15 protein-coding genes and 1 pseudogene are annotated in these 17,599 nt (G+C 65.0%); 10 read left to right on the top strand and 6 right to left on the bottom strand.

All coding sequences use genetic code 11. The annotated features are described in order from the left end of the window. Positions 1-15: 15 nt before the first annotated feature. A complete protein-coding gene (locus AC3DE3_RS11530) occupies positions 16-2,019 on the top strand; it encodes a 2-oxoacid:acceptor oxidoreductase subunit alpha (protein ID WP_488370072.1) in 2,004 nt (667 codons plus the stop codon). Positions 2,020-2,043: 24 nt separating this feature from the next. Continuing rightward, positions 2,044-3,114: a 2-oxoacid:ferredoxin oxidoreductase subunit beta gene (locus tag AC3DE3_RS11525; protein ID WP_260486574.1), complete on the top strand. Its 1,071-nt coding sequence runs from the start codon at positions 2,044-2,046 to the stop codon at positions 3,112-3,114. 41 nt (positions 3,115-3,155) lie between these two features. Here the strand turns inward: AC3DE3_RS11525 and AC3DE3_RS11520 are convergent, their stop codons facing one another. The 3 genes from AC3DE3_RS11520 to AC3DE3_RS11510 form a co-directional block, all read right to left on the bottom strand. Further along, positions 3,156-3,941, bottom strand: a complete 786-nt coding sequence (locus AC3DE3_RS11520) for an NRDE family protein (RefSeq protein ID WP_488370071.1) — start codon at positions 3,939-3,941, stop codon at positions 3,156-3,158. Between the two features lie 41 nt (positions 3,942-3,982). Further along, complete coding sequence (locus AC3DE3_RS11515) at positions 3,983-4,570, bottom strand: hypothetical protein (protein ID WP_488370070.1); 588 nt, start codon at positions 4,568-4,570, stop codon at positions 3,983-3,985. Positions 4,571-4,658: 88 nt separating this feature from the next. After that, positions 4,659-4,862 carry a cold-shock protein gene (locus AC3DE3_RS11510; protein ID WP_260486571.1) on the bottom strand — a complete coding sequence of 68 codons (204 nt, stop codon included), beginning with the start codon at positions 4,860-4,862 and terminating at the stop codon, positions 4,659-4,661. 199 nt (positions 4,863-5,061) lie between these two features. Here AC3DE3_RS11510 and AC3DE3_RS11505 point away from each other — a divergent pair, with 199 nt between their 5' ends. Continuing rightward, positions 5,062-7,407, top strand: coding sequence for a DEAD/DEAH box helicase (locus AC3DE3_RS11505; protein ID WP_488370069.1), 2,346 nt, complete (start codon positions 5,062-5,064; stop codon positions 7,405-7,407). Positions 7,408-7,437: 30 nt separating this feature from the next. On the opposite strand, the gene AC3DE3_RS11500 is transcribed toward AC3DE3_RS11505, so the two are convergent. Genes AC3DE3_RS11500 through AC3DE3_RS11490 form a run of 3 tightly spaced genes read right to left on the bottom strand, consistent with a single transcriptional unit; the run spans position 7,438 to position 8,413 of the window. After that, entirely contained in the window at positions 7,438-7,890 is a 453-nt protein-coding gene (locus AC3DE3_RS11500; protein WP_488370068.1) for an Rv3654c family TadE-like protein, read from the bottom strand. Continuing rightward, complete coding sequence (locus tag AC3DE3_RS11495) at positions 7,887-8,198, bottom strand: TadE family type IV pilus minor pilin (RefSeq protein WP_488370067.1); 312 nt, start codon at positions 8,196-8,198, stop codon at positions 7,887-7,889. Before AC3DE3_RS11495 ends, AC3DE3_RS11500 begins: the two co-directional genes overlap by 4 nt. A gap of 47 nt (positions 8,199-8,245) precedes the next feature. After that, complete coding sequence (locus tag AC3DE3_RS11490) at positions 8,246-8,413, bottom strand: DUF4244 domain-containing protein (RefSeq protein ID WP_488370065.1); 168 nt, start codon at positions 8,411-8,413, stop codon at positions 8,246-8,248. A 63-nt stretch (positions 8,414-8,476) separates the two neighbouring features. Between AC3DE3_RS11490 and AC3DE3_RS11485 the strand changes: the two genes are divergently transcribed. The 7 genes and pseudogenes from AC3DE3_RS11485 to AC3DE3_RS11455 all read left to right on the top strand — a co-directional run bounded on the left by AC3DE3_RS11485 (position 8,477) and on the right by AC3DE3_RS11455 (position 17,590). Beyond that, the gene (locus AC3DE3_RS11485) at positions 8,477-9,913 is read left to right on the top strand and encodes a tyrosine-type recombinase/integrase (protein ID WP_488370064.1); all 1,437 of its coding nucleotides are present in this window, start codon (positions 8,477-8,479) and stop codon (positions 9,911-9,913) included. A 14-nt stretch (positions 9,914-9,927) separates the two neighbouring features. Continuing rightward, complete coding sequence (locus tag AC3DE3_RS11480) at positions 9,928-11,658, top strand: hypothetical protein (RefSeq protein ID WP_488370063.1); 1,731 nt, start codon at positions 9,928-9,930, stop codon at positions 11,656-11,658. Then, positions 11,655-13,832 (top strand): site-specific integrase, encoded by a 2,178-nt coding sequence (locus AC3DE3_RS11475; protein ID WP_488370062.1) that lies wholly within the window; start codon positions 11,655-11,657, stop codon positions 13,830-13,832. The genes AC3DE3_RS11480 and AC3DE3_RS11475 overlap by 4 nt, the downstream gene beginning before the upstream one ends. A gap of 847 nt (positions 13,833-14,679) precedes the next feature. Then, positions 14,680-15,007: pseudogene (locus AC3DE3_RS11470) on the top strand (IS21 family transposase); the annotation flags it as partial. An 825-nt stretch (positions 15,008-15,832) separates the two neighbouring features. Further along, positions 15,833-16,249: a DUF2188 domain-containing protein gene (locus tag AC3DE3_RS11465; RefSeq protein ID WP_488370061.1), complete on the top strand. Its 417-nt coding sequence runs from the start codon at positions 15,833-15,835 to the stop codon at positions 16,247-16,249. 55 nt (positions 16,250-16,304) lie between these two features. Next, positions 16,305-16,919, top strand: coding sequence for a hypothetical protein (locus AC3DE3_RS11460; RefSeq protein WP_488370060.1), 615 nt, complete (start codon positions 16,305-16,307; stop codon positions 16,917-16,919). Between the two features lie 152 nt (positions 16,920-17,071). After that, entirely contained in the window at positions 17,072-17,590 is a 519-nt protein-coding gene (locus tag AC3DE3_RS11455) for a hypothetical protein (RefSeq protein WP_488370059.1), read from the top strand. Positions 17,591-17,599 lie beyond the last annotated feature (9 nt).

The raw sequence follows: 17,599 nt of genomic DNA, 5'->3' as shown, positions 1-17,599 counted from the left end.
TGGAGGTCAGCACCGGTGGGCAATGCGTCCAAGACCAAGCTGGACAAGGTGGTCATCCGCATTGCGGGTGACTCGGGTGACGGCATGCAGCTCGCCGGTGACCAGTTCACCTCCGAGGCGGCCGCCTTCGGAAACGACCTCGCGACCCAGCCCAACTACCCGGCCGAGATCCGGGCTCCCCAGGGCACCATCCACGGCGTCTCGAGCTTCCAGATCCAGATCGCGGACTACGACATCCTCACCGCCGGTGACCGCCCCGACGTACTGGTGGCGATGAACCCGGCGGCCCTCAAGGCCAACATCGGGGACCTGCCCTCGGGCGGGATCCTCATCGTCAACTCCGACGAGTTCACCAAGCGCAACCTCACCAAGGTCGGCTACGAGTCCAACCCGCTCGGCTCCCCGGCGTTCGAGGCGTTCCAGGTGCACGAGGTCGCGATGAGCACGCTGACGATCGGCGCCGTCGAATCGGTCGACATCGGCAAGAAGGACGCCGAGCGCTGCAAGAACATGTTCGCCCTCGGCCTGCTGACGTGGATGTACGGGCGCACGGTCGACTCGATCGAGAACTTCCTCAAGGACAAGTTCGGCAAGAAGCCGGCCATCCTCGAGGCCAACATCCTCGCGCTCCGGTCCGGCTGGAACTACGGCGAGACGACCGAGGCGTTCGCCTCGGAGTACGAGATCGCCCCGGCCACGCTGCCCGAGGGCCGCTACCGCCAGATCACCGGCAACACGGCGATGGCCTACGGCCTGGTCACCGCGGGCAAATCCGCCGACATGCCCGTCTTCCTGGGCACCTACCCCATCACCCCGGCCTCGGACATCCTGCACGAGCTGAGCAAGCTCAAGCAGTTCGACGTGACGACTTTCCAGGCCGAGGACGAGATCGCCGGCGTCGCCGCCGCACTGGGCGCCTCCTACGGCGGGACCCTGGGGGTCACCTCGACCTCCGGTCCCGGTCTCGCGCTCAAGTCCGAGGCCATCGGCCTGGCCGTGATGACCGAGCTGCCGCTGGTGGTCATCGACGTCCAGCGTGGCGGACCCTCGACGGGCCTGCCGACCAAGACCGAGCAGTCCGATCTGCTCCAGGCCCTGTTCGGCCGTAACGGCGAGTCCCCCGTCGCGGTGATCGCCCCGCAGTCGCCGGCGGACTGCTTCGAGATCGCCCGCGAGGCGGCCCGGATCGCGGTCACCTACCGGACCCCGGTCATCGTGCTCTCCGACGGCGCGATCGCCAACGGCTCCGAGCCGTGGTTGCTGCCCGACGTCGCCGACCTGCCGAGGATCGACAAGAACCTCGCCAAGGCCCCCGCCGCCGACGGCGAGGGTGACGAGGGGGCGACCACCCCCGGGTATCTGCCGTACGCCCGCGACCCGGAGACGCTGGCGCGCGACTGGGCCGTACCGGGTGAGCCGGGGCTCGAGCACCGCATCGGTGGGCTGGAGAAGGCCAACGGCACCGGCAACATCTCCTACACCGCCGACAACCACGACCTCATGACCCGGACCAGGGCCCTGAAGATCGCCCTCATCGACGTGCCCGACCTCGAGGTCGACGACCCGTCCGGCGACGCCGAGGTGCTCGTGGTGGGCTGGGGCTCGTCCTACGGGCCCATCGGCGAGGCCGTCCGCCGTGCCCGTGCCAACGGCCACCGCGTGGCCCGCGCCCACGTCCGTCACCTCAACCCGCTGCCGCACAACATCGGCGAGGTGCTCGCGCGGTACCGCCGGATCCTCGTGCCGGAGATGAACCTGGGACAGCTCGCCATGCTGCTCAAGGCCCGCTTCCCCGCCGATATCCAGCCCGTCACCAAGGTGCACGGCATGGCGTTCTCGGCGGAGGAGCTGCAGACCGCCATCGAGTCCGAGTTCGCCGGCCGTCTCACCCACACCGAGCACGACAAGTACCGCCTGGCGCTCGACGGGGTCATCACCACCACCGGCGAGCCCGCGGCCCGCAACCGGCGGATCGGCCACACCGCCACCGGCACCACCACCGCCAACCGAACCCGCTGACCTGCGAGCGAGGAGAGGAACCCCATGACCACCACCGAACCCGGCCTCGTCGGCAGCCCACTGCCGCTGGACGCGTTGGCGTCCGTGCCCAAGACGGATGCACCGCAGAAGCCCAAGGACTACACCTCCGACCAGGAGGTGCGTTGGTGCCCCGGCTGTGGCGACTACGTCATCCTGGCCACCATCCGCGCCCTGCTGCCCAAGCTCGGTCTCAAGCGCGAGAACATCACCTTCATCTCCGGCATCGGCTGCTCGAGCCGCTTCCCGTACTACCTCGAGACGTACGGGATGCACTCGATCCACGGCCGCGCCCCGGCCATCGCGACCGGGCTGGCCACCGCGCGCCCCGACCAGTCGGTCTGGGTCGTCACCGGTGACGGCGACGCGATGTCCATCGGCGGCAACCACCTGATCCACACGCTGCGTCGCAACGTGAACCTGAACATCCTCATGTTCAACAACCGGATCTACGGGCTGACCAAGGGCCAGTACTCGCCCACCTCCGAGCCGGGCAAGGTCACCAAGTCCAGCCCCATGGGCTCGTTGGACCACCCGTTCAACACCCTGTCACTGGCGATCGGCGCCCAGGGCACCTTCATCGCCCGCGCCCTGGACTCCGACCGCAAGGGCCTGACCGAGGTCCTCGACGCGGCCGCACGCCACCGCGGCACCAGCTTCGTGGAGATCCTGCAGGACTGCCCGATCTTCAACGACGGCTCCTTCGACCTGCTCCGCAAGGAGGACGCCGGGGACCACCTCATCCCCGTGCGCCACGGCGAGAAGATCATCTTCGGTGACGACGGCCAGCACTGCGTGATCCGCTCCGGGTTCTCCCTCAGGGTCGCCGCCACCGCCGAGGTCGACGAGGCCGACATCGTGGTCCACGACGCCCACACCGACGACCCGACGTACGCCCACGCGCTGGCCAACCTGTCCAGCCAGGACCTCGAGTACACGGTCACCGGCATCATCCGGCAGGTCCGGCGTGAGACCTACGACGACCTCGCCCGCGAGCAGGTCGCCGCCGCCAAGGAGACCGCGCCCTCCGACCTGCAGGCGCTGCTCGACGGCGGCAACACCTGGACCGTCGGCTAGACCGACACCCGCACACCCGTCCCACGGGGGCGGTCACCCGCTCAGATGCGCCTGGTGGCCGTCCCCGTGATGCGTCCGCGGGCGTCCCACGTGCGCTCGACCACGTCGGCGGTGCCGTGCTGGTCGACGCGCACGGCGGTGGTCGACCGGGTGCCGTACCGCCGACCGATGCGGACGAACCGCGCCGACAGGCGCCATTCGTGCGCCAGCGGTACGCCCGTGCGCGGCATCTTCCACGGTGCCGCGGGGCGGCGGTCGGCCAACACGTCCAACAGTGCCCCGGACCAGTCCGGGTCCTCCATGACGTCGGTGCCCACGAGCGTCCTCACGTCGCGGACCGCACCCACCACCTTGGGCCAGGGAGTGTCCAGCGAGGCGTTCGACAACCCGTGGACACCGGTGCCGAGGGCAACCGGGCCGCGGGTGGACCGGTTGGACGCCCACCACATCCGGTCGAGGTCCCCGGCCAGGAGGTTGACGCCTCCGTAGCGATCGAGATCGTCGACGACGTGGTGGGCGAACTCCCCGGCGGGCACCGGCCCGGTGAGTGCGTCGACGGGCAGCTCGCCCCGCGAGGCGGCTGCGGGGAGCACCGGTCCGGGCTCACGGACGTTGGTCACCGCCGAGAACCGCCCGCCCGACCCCACTGCCAGCCAGGTTCCGCCCGCGGTCACGTCCCGGCCGGCGACGATCCCCCCGGCTCCGACGCGGTCGGAGGTCCACTCGTGCAACGGCTCGGTGGGCCGACCCAGTACCTCGTCCCTGTTGGCCACCACGATGAGGGGATAGTGAGGGTGGACCCGACGGGCGACGACCAGCATGCACATACCCCCACGGTACTTCGGGCGGCGGCAGGGGCGCGGTGGCGTCAGCCGGGCCAGTGCTCCGGGGGCACCCCGGCGGGCGCCGCCCCGATGCTCTGCGCCAGTCGCGCGCGGGCCCGCGCGGTACCGAGCCGCAGCAGCGGACCACCGCCCTTGCTGCCGACGTAGGTGGTACGGATCCCGACGCGGTCCAGGGCCGCCCGGAGGGCGTCGCGTCGGGGTGCGTGGTGCTCCATCGCGGCGTCGATGCCCAGCTCGACCGCTCCCCCGTCCGTGACGTGGCCGGCGGTGAGCACCCAGACGCGCAGCGCACCGGCGGAGGGCGTCCACCCGTCGGGAACCGCGGTGACCGCACCCCGCCGCCAGCGGCGCACCACCGGGGCCAGGGACGGACTACGCGCGGTGGACACCGTGCAGCGTCCGTCCGGACCCGCATCCGAGCGGATCGGCTCGAGTCCCGCCTCCCTCAGGAGCGCCTCCAGTGCGTCCGCCCGCCACGCCGCGTCAAGGGCCACCGACACCTGCGCCAGGTCGCCCGCCAGGGTGGACTGGCCCCGGGCGGCCAGCGCGCCCTCCAGGTCCGAGGGCTCGGGGACGTGGTCGTCCGCGGCGAAGAACGACAGCTGCGTCACGCATCAGAGACTACGGTCGACCTCCGACACGTCGCGAGGCCCCCACCGCGCACGCGGTGGGGGCCTCGCCGAGATCGACCGGATCTTCTCAGATCGCGCGGACGTCCTGGGCCTGCGGGCCCTTCTGTCCCTCGCCGACCTCGAACTCGACGCGCTGGTTCTCCTCGAGCGACTTGAAGCCCGAGCCCTCGATGGAGGAGTAGTGGACGAAGAGGTCGGCGGAACCGTCCTCAGGGGCGATGAACCCGTAGCCCTTCTCCGCGTTGAACCACTTGACGGTGCCCTGTGCCATTTTTGATGTGTTCCTTTTCCGTACTGCCAGGTGCGACTCGCGGGATGGCCACGCGTGTCGGGCCGGCGCCCCCGACCACGGGGTGTCCGCGGGCGATGATGACGACCGGGTCCAGTAGATCACGACGGCAGCCCGAGGAGAACAGATCCGGGGCAGGCCGTTCCGGCGCGGTGGCCGATCCGCCCTCTACGGTCGAGGGGTGACGACTTACGGACGCGAACTCCTGGGCCACCTGCTCGAGCAGATGCCCGCCGGGGCGTCGCCGCTCACGCACGCCGTCGACCTGCCCGCGCGCGAGGCCCGGTACGCCGACTGGCCCTCCTGGGCGCAGCCCGGTCTGGTGCGCGAGCTGCGCGGCCGCGGGGTCGACCGACCGTGGGCCCACCAGGTGGCCACCGCCGAGCACGCCCACGCCGGCCGGAACGTGGTGGTCGCGACGGGGACCGCGTCGGGCAAGTCCCTCGGCTACCAACTTCCCGCGCTCAGCGCCCTGGCGGCCGACCGCAACGCCTGCGTGCTCTACCTGGCTCCGACCAAGGCACTCGGGCGAGACCAGCTGTCGTCCGTCATCTCGCTGGTGGACGCCGTGCCCGAGCTCTCCCACGTGGCTCCTGCCTCCTACGACGGCGACACCCCGACGGACGCCCGACCCTGGATACGGGAGAACTCCCGGTGGATCGTCACCAATCCGGACATGCTCCACCTGTCACTTCTCGGCCGGGCCCGGCAGTGGACACGGATCCTGCGGGGGCTGCGCTTCGTCGTCGTCGACGAGTGTCACTCCTACCGGGGGGTGTTCGGCTCCAACGTCGCCCTCGTCCTGCGCCGGCTCGACCGCCTCGCGCGGGCGCTGGGCGCCGCACCGACCTTCATCCTCGCCTCCGCCACCACCTCCGATGCCGGCGCCGCCGCGACGACCCTCGTCGGCCGCGACTGCGTCGAGGTCACCGACGACGCCTCCCCGCAGGGCGGCCGGACCGTCGCCCTGTGGGAGCCGCCGCTCATGGAGGGCCTGTCCGGCGAACACGGCGCGCCGGTCCGGCGGCCCGCCCCGGTCGAGGCGTCCGCACTCATGGCGTCCCTCGTCGCGGAGGGCGCGCGGACCCTGACCTTCGTCCGCTCACGGGCCGGCGCGGAGTCCACCGCCCTGCGCGCCCGCGAGCGGTTGGTGTCCGAGCACGGTGAACGCGGCCGCGAGCTGGCCGGACGGATCGCCGCCTATCGGGCCGGGTACCTCGCCGACGACCGCCGCGCCCTCGAACGCGGCCTCGCCGACGGCGAACTCGTGGGGGTCGCGTCCACCTCGGCACTCGAGCTGGGGGTGGACATCTCCGGGCTCGACGCCGTGGTCAGCGCCGGGTTCCCGGGCACCATCGCCTCGTTCTGGCAGCAGGCCGGGCGCGCCGGCCGCCGGGGGCAGGGCGCCCTGGTGATGCTGGTCGCGCGGGATGACCCGCTGGACACCTACCTCGTCCACCACCCCGAGGCACTGCTCGGCCGCCCGGTCGAGGCCACCGTCACCGACCCGCGCAACCCCGTCCTGCTGGCCGGGCAGTTGCGGTGCGCGGTGAGCGAGCGACCCATGACCCACGACGAGGCCCGCGCCTGGGGCGCGACCGAGGTTCTGGAACGACTCGCCGACGACGGCCTGGTGAGGCGCCGGCCCGCCGGGTGGTATCCGGCCGCCGACGACCACACCCCGCACTCCGAGGTCGACATCCGTGGCACGGGCGGGGCCGAGGTGGTGATCGTGGACGCCGTGGACGGCCGCATGCTCGGCACGATCGACTCCGTCCGGGCGCGCTCCCAGGTCCACCCGGGGGCGCTCTACCTGCACCAGGGCGAGTCGTTCATCGTGGACGAGTTGAACCTCGAGGACGGACTGGCACTGTGCCACCCGGAGGTCCCCGAGTGGACGACCAGCGCGCGCGAGCAGGTGTCGATCGATCTGGTCGAGACCCTCGAGTCGGTGCCCGCCGGCCCCGTCACCCTCTCGCTGGCCGACGTCGAGGTGACCACCCGCGTCACCGGGTACCAACGTCGACTGCGCGGCGGCGAGATCCTCGATGTGACCCCGCTGGATCTGCCCGCGACCACACTGGCCACGCGGGCCGTGGTCTACACACTCACCCCGCAGCTGCTGCGTGTCGCCGGTCTGGAGGAGGCGGACTGGCCGGGGGCGCTGCACGCCGCCGAGCACGCGGCGATCGGACTGCTTCCGCTGGTGGCGACGTGCGACCGCTGGGACATCGGAGGTGTATCGACCGCCCTGCACCCGGATACCGGGCTGCCCACGGTGTTCGTCTACGACGGCTATGCCGGCGGCGCGGGATTCGCCGAGCGCGGCTTCCGGCGCGCCACCTCGTGGCTGGGGGCGACGCTGGCCGCGATCCGCTCCTGCGAGTGCGAGTCAGGGTGCCCGTCCTGCATCCAGTCACCCAAGTGCGGCAACGGCAACGACCCGCTGTCCAAGCCGGGGGCGATCGCGCTGCTCACGGAGGTGGTGGGGCAGCTGTCCACGCCGGCACCCGGGTCGGCCGCGTAGGCGGGGCGGCGGGGGCGGCGGGATGACCCGTCAGACCGGCCCCGCCCGGGCCACGGCCGACGCCGACCGCGCCCCGAACACACCGAGATCCACACGGACCTCCGCTCTGGCCACCACGTCGTGCCCGTCGACCCGGCACACCGACAGCTCCGCCCGGTTCGCGTCGGCGAACCCGGACGCCGCCGCGCACGGGTCCTCGCCCGCGCGCAGCGCGTGCGCGCCCGCCAGCGCGGCCAGGTCCGCGGCCGCCCGGGCGGCGTGCCCGGCCACGGCCGCCCTGCCCACCAGCAGCACCGCAACCGCCAGAGCCAGCACGGCGGCCACGGCGAAGGCGGTCGTGACGGTCATGACGCCCTCGTCGTCGTCGAGGTCGACCCGCCGCCACCCACCGCGGCGGGGCACCGCCCCGGCGCGGCGGGGTGGCGACGACCCGGTGATCCCGGTCCTCTCGTGGCCGGCGCGGCCGGGCCCGGCGCACGTCATCCGACCACTCCCGGCTCGGTCCGCGCGACCGCCCGGCCGTGGAGCTCGACGCCCGGCAGACCACGCGCCGGCGCCACGACCACGGCCGTGACGAACGATCCGCCGCCGTCCACCGACACCTCGGCGCCGGGTGACACGGCCTGTCCGGCCGCGACCCCGTCGCCCGGGCCGGTCATCGCGGCCACCCGCGCGGCCTCCCGCGCGGCATCGACCACCCGGATCTGCGTGAGTGCCGCGCCGGCCCCCGCGGCGGCGACACCGACCACCATGACCAGGGAGGCGATGCCGAGGGCCGCCTCCACAGTCACCGAACCGTCGTCACGGGCCGTCTGCGCACGGAGCCACCGCCGCACCGTCACACCGACGTGTTGAGAGCCTGTTCGATGATCCCGCCGAGGGCGTCGGGGATCGAATCGCCGCTGACGACGGTGTACAGGACGGCGCCGAACGCGGCCGCCGCGATCGTCCCCACCGCGTACTCGACAGCTATGCATGCACTCCGGCCGTGTCCGGATAACGGCATCCACCCGGATCACTTTTGCTAATGGCAGCACTGAGCAGTTGTCGCGATACTAGATTCGGCCTCATGCTGATCTTCGAGTACTCGGCGCGAGGCTGGGAGACATGGGACCTCGACAGACGCCCCATGATTCGTGACGGCATGCCCGTACTGATCGACCAGGACCTGGCATTCGAGACCGCTGGAGTCAGCCGTCCGTCAGTTTCGGTGAACCGCTGGTTGAGGCAGCTACCCACAAGCGGCGCACCTTCAAAAAATACATGGTGGGCGTATGCGCGCGCGATGCGCGCATGGCTTGAGCACCTAGAAGAGAACGGAGTCGACCTGTTCGACTCCCGCGCCCAGCTACGCGACGCACTCAGCGCGTACGCCGGAGAGAGATTAGGCGGCGATCTCGCGAAACGGCTATCCCCGGCAAGTTGGAATCAACACATCACCACGATCTCTAAATTCTACCAGTGGGCGATCGATGAAAATTTAACGGCCTGCCAGCCTTTTACCTATTCCACATCCTTCCGAAACCAAGGAGGACGCCGCATAGAGATGCGGCGAAATAACGCAGCCCTGAAGTCACCGCAACGACATAGCACCATAAAATATCTGGACCGCGAGTTCACCGATATCTTCATAAAAGCATTGGCGGGGCTGGCGCCCGATGGCACTCCAGATAGAACTCACTACGGTCGAGAGCTTGGACGGAATTCCGCGATAGGAGCGCTTGCAGTCTCGACTGGGCTACGACGACAAGAGTTTACCTACCTTCTGACGTACGAACTACCACCGCTTCCCCCCAAGCGGTCCAACCTCCCAATACTGCTGCCCGTAGCTAGCTCATTAGCTAAAGGCCAAAAGCTCCGGACAACCTGGATCGACTATGACGCGTTAGCAAACGCCCACCAATATGTGAATTTAGAACGGCGGGCGGCAATATCGAAAAACAATTGGAAACCCTCTTCCAAACTAGGTGCACCCCTACTAGTCGAAAAGCCCGATTTCGACGGTGCCCACGTAAACGGCACCCGAGTATCGTGGCGCAGCCTGGCGCCGAAGGAAAGACTTCGATTAGTTTCACCGGAGGGCACAACTTGCTTGATTTCCGTGCAATCCTCCGGAGACCCGTTTAAAGACTGGCCGACCGTATTCATCCGCACCTCGAGGCGCATCCGAGAACAGTATGAACCCCGATTCCCAGATGTCTCGCCCCACCGCCTTCGCCACACTTTCGCAATGCATACACTCGAAAGGCTGGTTTCAAACCATTACAACCGTGCCGCCCAAGTGGTAACCGAAACCAGGGCCGATGCCTCTTTATCCATGTATCTAACAAAGTCTGATCCACTTATGGTGCTCCGTGACCTTCTCGGACACAGTTCGGTGACCACCACTCAAGCCTATCTCGATAGACTGGATGTGACACGAATTTATAAGGATGCATACGAGGCTGCTCGAATTACCGAAGAAGACTCCGACGGAGCCGTAGATCCCTCCAGACTCACGCCCTAGAAGGAGCTCAAAAAATGCCTGCAACACTCGTAAAAAACCCGCTTTCTATAGAGTTTGACCTTCCAAACGGAACTCAAGTTACAGCGGAACTGCACGATCTACCCAACCTTCGGCTGGCATCCGACCTCGCGAAGGGGCTAGTCGGCCTCGTACACCCGCATGGCACCATCGCGTCAAAAACTAGCGTCGCCCACTACCGCGCATCATTGCGAAAGATGGTGACCTTGCTGAGCGCGGGAGGGTTCAGAGGGGCCGCCTCAGACCTGAAAAAGTCGGATATGCTGGAATTCTGGATCGCCTGTTCACATGGGGACGAACGAAACACTCGACGGATTTTGCGCGCGTACCACGAACTGGGGCACCATATTGATCCGGATCTACACAAAGAACTTCAAGGACGAATAAGAAAACAAAGACCCCCATCGCACCCTTGGAAACCGTACACGGAGAACGAATGGAGGCGGCTCCATGAAAGCTGCATCCAGACAGTCGAAGAGTCGTTTCGCCGCCATAAGGGCATGCTCGAGAACGCTCACCGAAACGAAGTGCAAGCCACATCTTGGGTTTGCCAAGACTTTTTGGCGAGCTGGATGGTTAAGAATGGGCCATCTGGAGCCACAGAGTTCGTCGCGGATAAGTCGTTTCCTGCTCCCCGCAATGAAAAGCGCCGCGCAGTGACAGCCCTCAGGAAAGTTCGTGAGGCACTATTTCCTACACATCACGTTCAGTTCGCATATCGCCTACTTTTCGGCCTATACACCGGAATCGTCCCTGACGGTATAGATGACATAGCCGTCAATAAAATACATTGGGCTGGGGACTCGACGGTGCTGCTCGACTATATCAAGGGCAGAACCGGCCCTGAAGGGGCGAGTTTGCCCCGTAAAGCAATAAAGCTACTCTCGCAGTGGCTCGAACATTCCAGCTTGCTCCGCCGCTTTGCTTCGCCGGACACCCAGGAGCAATTATGGATATCCATCCCACCTGGAAGCTTCTCGAAATCTAACGGCGTGCAATCCACTCCGCGGCTGCCTGGAAGAAACGCGGAGTTCGTCCGTCTCCATAATTTACGCGCCGATGATGACTCGCTACTTATAATCCACCAAAGCCGGGTCCGGACCACATATTTAAAAGCACTATCTCTTCGCGGCTGGGCGGGTCGAACCACGATTGACCCGAATCACAGTGCGACTGTGGAGGGAGACCACTACCTGACAGCCTCCACGCCGGCCCAGATGGACGCAATCGAGTCGATTATCGCCGACGGCCAAGGTGACATCGCTAGAAGGGCACTTCCCCCAGCAGTCCTGAACGGGAATAACGTTGCCGAGCTTATTTCCAGCTTTCAATCCGCCATCACCAAACACTCCATGGACGATTCGACGATTCGTAAACTCCTAGGTGGCGAACAGGATGTCTTTGTTGCCGCCTGCAGTGACCAATTAGCCGGCGTTTGGGGTCCGGCCGGAAAGCCATGTCCCGCTCGCCCGTGGGTTTGCCTCTTGTGCCCACTCGCGATTTTCGTCCCGCACCATGCCGAAAATCTGCTAAGATTAAAAGCTTTCTTCTCGCGCCAGTTTCGCGAACTGCCAACAGAGCATTTCATGGCTATTTTTGGCCCTTACGCCAGTCGCTTAGAAAACGAAATACTGCCCCTATTTGATAAAGCGCTAATCGAACGTGCCGCAGCGTCAATTCACGCTAACGATTCGGCTCTCCCACTCCGCCCGGAGGAGACAGGATGATCAATCCCGACAGATCGATCAGCGCTGAGTCGAAGTACGCAGGATCCGACGTCTTCGAGGTCGCGGGACTGCAGATCGTCCCCGGTTCAACTCGCCCGCGATATGAGGACGAGGTCTGGGACCTCACTGGGCTAGTGGGCGCTCACCGAATGGTCCGCCCCGCTGACCTCAAATGGAACTTTGTTCGAATCGAGAACCCAAGTTGGCGGATGGTCGCTAAGGACATCGCCCTTGCGTTCCTCGCTCCTGCGAGTAGCCCCGTGGTTGACATGCCGTTCGTGATGAAGTCACCTCGCAGCCCCCGCACGGTACAACAATACTTGCGCGAGTGGATCATTTGGTTTAACTGGCTAACCGAAGTCGATGTCTCAACCCTGTCTGCCGTGAATCAGTCGATGTGCGATGACTACCTAGAAGAACGATCGTGCAAGAGACATGCGGACGGCACCGCCAGACGGTTGTCGTCCAGCTACTTATCTAACGTTATCAAACCTATCCAAGCCATTGTCGCCTACAACGACCTTTTCCTGGCAGACCGTCTAGACCCGAAGTTCTCGCCCTGGCAAGGGCGGACCGCCGACGAAATATCCGGCCACAATCGTCAAGGCGAGAACTCGACACAGCCTGTGCCCGACCAGATAATGCAACCACTTCTGGCGAACTGCTTCTTTTTGATCGAAGTCATCGGCCCATTCCTGCCCCCGCTTTTACGTCAAATTCGCGCCGACAGAAGAAGGTTCGATTCGAGCGCTCGGCATTGTCGTTCTGTGAAAACCCTGGACGACACGCAAATTTCTGCCATTGTGAGTTGGGTAGGTGAATCCGTCGACTCCGGGACGCCCCTTCCGCGACTCGAAGATCACCATATCGCTGCCTCACGATCCGCCTGGGACCGGGACGATCCGCTAATAGACCTACATATCGGGCGCATCCTACTCGAGTGCGGTATGCGGGCCGAAATTTCGGGCGTCATCGCCCGGTTACGGCCCTTGTTTGAAGATGCCATCTCAAAAGTGGGAACGGCTCATCTTTGGGCACGAGAAGCCGCTCAGATACCGCATGCGCAATCAGGCAAGTTGATTCCGTGGACCGTACCCCTCTCTTCTAACGAAGTTCACCAGTTGGCCAGCTACACCAGTGGCGCATGTCTTCTCGTAACCGCAGCCATCACCGGAATGCGTCGAAGTGAGCTTATGGAGATTAGCGTTGGCGCGCGACGCACAACCAACGAATTGGGAGGTCAACGCTTCCGGATAGCTTCTAAGCGAATAAAAGGGCAACCTCTTGGGGGCGCAGATGATGAATGGGTCACTATCGAAGAAGTCCACACCGCCGTATGCCTGGCCGAATTAATCTCCGGCGCCGCGACCGGAGAGGCGCTGTTCGGGTCCGCGAATATTGGATCTTTCGTCAAGCAGTTCCGGGAATGGTCCGGCGCCCCGTTTATGCAGCGTTTAGGCATGCAACTAATCCCAGATGGCCCGGTGAACGCCCGCATGTTGCGGCGGACACTAGCCCTAGAGCTTGCTAGGCGCCCATCAGGGCTTCTAGCAGCAAAAATTCACCTCAAACATGTTTCGGTTGCAACAACTGAGGGCTATGCAAACCGACCTGGTGGGTCCCAGTCCTCATTTATGGCCGAGGTCGAACTGGAAGAAACGGCCCGCCACCTTGAACTCACGGTTGCTGCGTTCAGAGACTTCCAGGAAGGTCGGATGCCCAGTGGACCCGGTGCACGGCAACTCATCAGTGTTTTTAGATCGGTTGAATCGCAACTTGGTGATCACAAGACCGAACCAAACGTGCTTGCTAATGAACGAAGGATGGAGAATTTGCTCCGGCTCCAAGCAGGGTCCTTACACACCACACCAGCAAACTATTGCTGGTTTCAGGATCCGTCGAAAGCACTTTGCATCCGGCTGGCTGGAAAAACCGACCAGACCCGTCCTTTAGTCGGTCTATGTGACTCAGCTCGTTGCCCACAGGCCACTCACCACCCTTCACACCGCGCCGTGTGGGCGAACGCAGCAAAAGCCACGACGGCGCTGCTTGCCAATCCCCGCGTGTCATCAAACGAGAGGGAGCGGCTGCACTCTGAACTCGAACGCAACACCCGAGTGCTCGGCTCGATCGATTCTGCGACTAAAACGGGGGGCTCAGATGCGGCTAACTGAAAAACAGCGCGAACAGATTGAGAATCGGATTCGCGCGGCGGCCGACCGGTTATTAGCCGGTGAGCTACCGCCAGGAGGCGGATGTGACTTCGCGACGTTAGCCAAGGAAGCGGGGGTCAGCCGCTCGGCCCTCTATTCGACATATCTTCATCTTAAGGACGATTTTGAACGGCGCCGGGATCGGCTCGTCGCCGATGGGGACCACCCAGACCCTCGGGAAGCTCAGCTCGTCCACTTGAAGAAGAAAATTGAAACGCTCAAAGAGCGAGTCTCACAGCAGCAGGATTTGATTTCGGAACTCCAAACCTTTCGGAGCGTCGCAGTCTCCCGTTTAGCCGCCCAGCACGAGGAAATATCGAGACTTCGCGAACTCCTAGCCGACAAGAGCAAAGTTGCATTACTGTCAGATACTCGACTGCACCGAGCACCATACCCTGCCTCCGAGGACCGCTGAACCAGTGCCAATTTGATTGCTCAGCAGGACTCCGCTACACGCATGACGGACTGGGCCGCGCACAATTGGAGTCCACGCTCGCCCGGTACAAGCTTCCCGGCGAGGTGGTGCAAGTCGATGAACTTCCGCGCAACCCCTCAGGCAAGCTCACCAAGCACGTCATCCGAGCGCAGCTCGCCACCGGCCAATGATGACCACAAATGACCTAGCCCGTCCCGATGGAGCGCCAACTGAGTATTCGCTGTTCTGAGGGCCAGTCGTATTGGCTATGGGAGCCGGCGGCGGCTTGATGCGGACGACTCCGTCGGAGCCACCGTTATTCGCGTTCGGAGCCACCTTCTTAGGCTCCTTCCGCTGGGTGTAACGGGCACCTGGCGGAAGGAGCAGTTCCCAATGGTAAGGAAGATCAAGGCGAAACTCGTCTTGCAGCTACGGGCCGAAGGCCTGTCGGGGCGGGCGATCGCGGCCTCGCAGCAGATCTCGCGCAATAGCGTCGCTGCGGTGCTGGAGGCCGCTGATGCGGCCGAGCTCAGCTGGGACGATGTCGCAGGTCTACCGGACGGCGAGGTGTACTCGCTGTTGTTCCCCGGGCGGGGTGAGCACGACAGCGTGTTCGCCGAGCCCGACTGGGCCGAGGTGCATCGGGAGATGGCCCGGGTCGGGGCGGGCGATGAAGCTCCTGCACGGCGAGCATGGGTGGTTGACCCGTGCGGAAAACGCTCCGACCAGCAGCGAAGTTAACGCCGATAACTTATATTCTGTAAAGCTAGCGGCTCAAAGCGCCTTGAACGCCGCTCGCCCGCACCCTGGCGTGGATACTTGATGACAATCTGCTCGCGCAGACCGTGCGTGGCCCGGCTGGCTACCCAGGGAACATCGAGGCCAGAACCAAAAGGGTCGAAAATGCGCAACACGTACTCGACAACGAGAGCTTGTACATTCGCCGGCCGCACAGCGCTCATTGTCGGCGTCGCCGCGCTGATCGTCGTCTACGGATTTGCCCTGTTCATTCGAGGCCCGGATGTTGGCGCCAACAACGGCTGCACTAGCACATACAGTGATGCCCCGGCCCGCCAATCCCTGCGGGATGAATACCAGCGAATTCTTGATAAGGCGGATCCGACTTCCACGGTTGATTGGACCTCAACGTGGTCGTATTTCCCCCCGGGATGGGTTTGCTCTGCTCGCGGTTTGGTCGGTGGCGAAGGTCAGACGCTAGGCGTCATACGTCCACCGACATGGGGAGCAGCAGTGGTCCTGACCGGGGCGGGGGCGACTATAGGCGGAGCACTCACACTCGCCGGCACCCACCTCGCACGATCGCGGAACATCGCACTCAATGCGCCCTTATAGCACTCGTCTCACCGATACCCAGACTTTATGACAAGTCAGGGTCCATCAGGCAGCGGAGGCTGGGGCGGCATCCAGCAATTCTGCATCTTCCACCATTCGCGAAAGTCGTTGAGCGTACTGGTCCCCGGCCCACATGGCCGCTCGTTGCCCCGTCGCAGGATGAAGCACGAACACTGCGATAACCGCCGCGCTGATGACTTTCCTCCAGCGTCACGAAATCAGACGCTTGCCAATCCTCAGCACATCGATATCAGTCACACCGCGAAGACTTGCATGGACCTACGACAAAGAGAGAACGCCCAAGACCACTTCGCGCCCCAGCGCTCCGCTTCCGCTCTACGCTCACATCAACAGTCGGCGACGATGGGACATCGGCATGGTCAACAAACGAGTCGTTCAAAAGCGTGACGACGGAAATTGGGAGGTACGCAAACCGGGAGCCGACCGAGCGAGCGCAGTCACACCCAGACAGTCAGATGGCATTGACCGGGCGCGCGAGATCCTTGCCAACGATGGCGGCGGCGAACTACAAGTGCGGGGCAAGAACGGACAGATCCGGGCACAAGAGACCATCGACCCAGGCAATGATCCGCGCTCATCAAAGGGATAGAAGTCCAACACCCGCCATCCTGCCGAGTTCTCCCGCTGGCTTTCCTAAAAGACCTGTGACCGGGCCGTGGAAGGTCGCGACGCTAATCGGCCTGGCTGTGGCGCTCTTCTTCGGCGGGGCCGGTACCGCGGCGGCATGTAGCTGCGCGTTGCCGGAGAACCGTCAGGGTGCACTGGAGCGCCTGTCCCGCTACGACGTTGTTTTCACGGGCACGCTGGTGCGGACCTTCCCCGGCGTCAGCGAATACCGGGTCGATGAGGTCTACGCCGGAAACGTGGCCTCGCGAGTGCTGGTCACCTCGCCCGATTCGGGCAACTCCTGCTCCCCCGGCCGGCCGGAACGTGGACAGTCCAGACTCTTCCTCGGCACTGGCCGCCTCTGGCCGATCGCAGCCGCGGAGGCCGACATGTGCGGCTACGCACTTTCCACATTCCGTGACGGACAGTCGGCCAGCACCAGCGACCTCGCCCACAGCCTTCACGGTGACCCGACCTCGCCGCGCCACACCCCCGCCTCATGGGCCCTCTGGGTACTCGAATGGCCGCTGACGTGGCTCGCCGATCGCCGCGTCCAACTCGCCCTCGCGGTCCTGGCCCTCGCCGGATACATCACCCACTACATTCGGTCTCGTTACGGCCGGCCTCCAGACACTCCGACCTCCTCCGGATAGACCCGGGCCGCCGGCATCACATCGGGGCCGGCTTCAAGACAGCCGTGCCGCTCTACGGTGTGGCCATGGGAGTTGGTGCGCGGATTGCTTACGCCTCATTTGTCGCGGTCATTGGCGGCTGCTGCGTGGGAGCGTTCCTGGCGGTCGGCGCCATGCAGCTAGCCCAAGTCAGCCACTACGGCTGCACGCGCAACAGAATCGACGGCCAACAGGTGTGGAGCTGCCCGGACGGCCTCGGTTACGTGATCCCGGCGCTGAGCGTGGTGGCCCTGACGTGTGTGGTCGCGCTGATGATCACCACCACAGTCGAGTTCCGCCACGACACCGGCAGCGAGCGCACCCGGGCCGCCGCACTGGTGATGACTGTGGTCGGGGCCCTGCTCATCGCCCAGGGAGGCTTTTCCATCCCCGTGTCCTTCGCGAAGTACTCCCCGCTCGCCGGGTGGGCAAGCATCACGATCACCGCAGCGGGGCTTGCGCTCGTCCTCGTTGCTCGCAGAAATACCAGTGCCGCCAGGTCCGCCTGCGTGATGACTGCTGTGCTTGTCCTCGCGTGCGCGCCCGGCGCCTACCTGTTGGCCCCAGTCATGATCGCCCTCGCCGGCTACCTGCTGGCCGCAGCGACCCTCCTGACCAACCGTGCTAGGCCAGTCGTCGACGTCAACCAATGATGGGGTCGC

This window comes from Dietzia sp. IBK-p2-16D (assembly GCF_057773085.1).
This window is presented reverse-complemented; position numbering and strand designations above follow the sequence as displayed.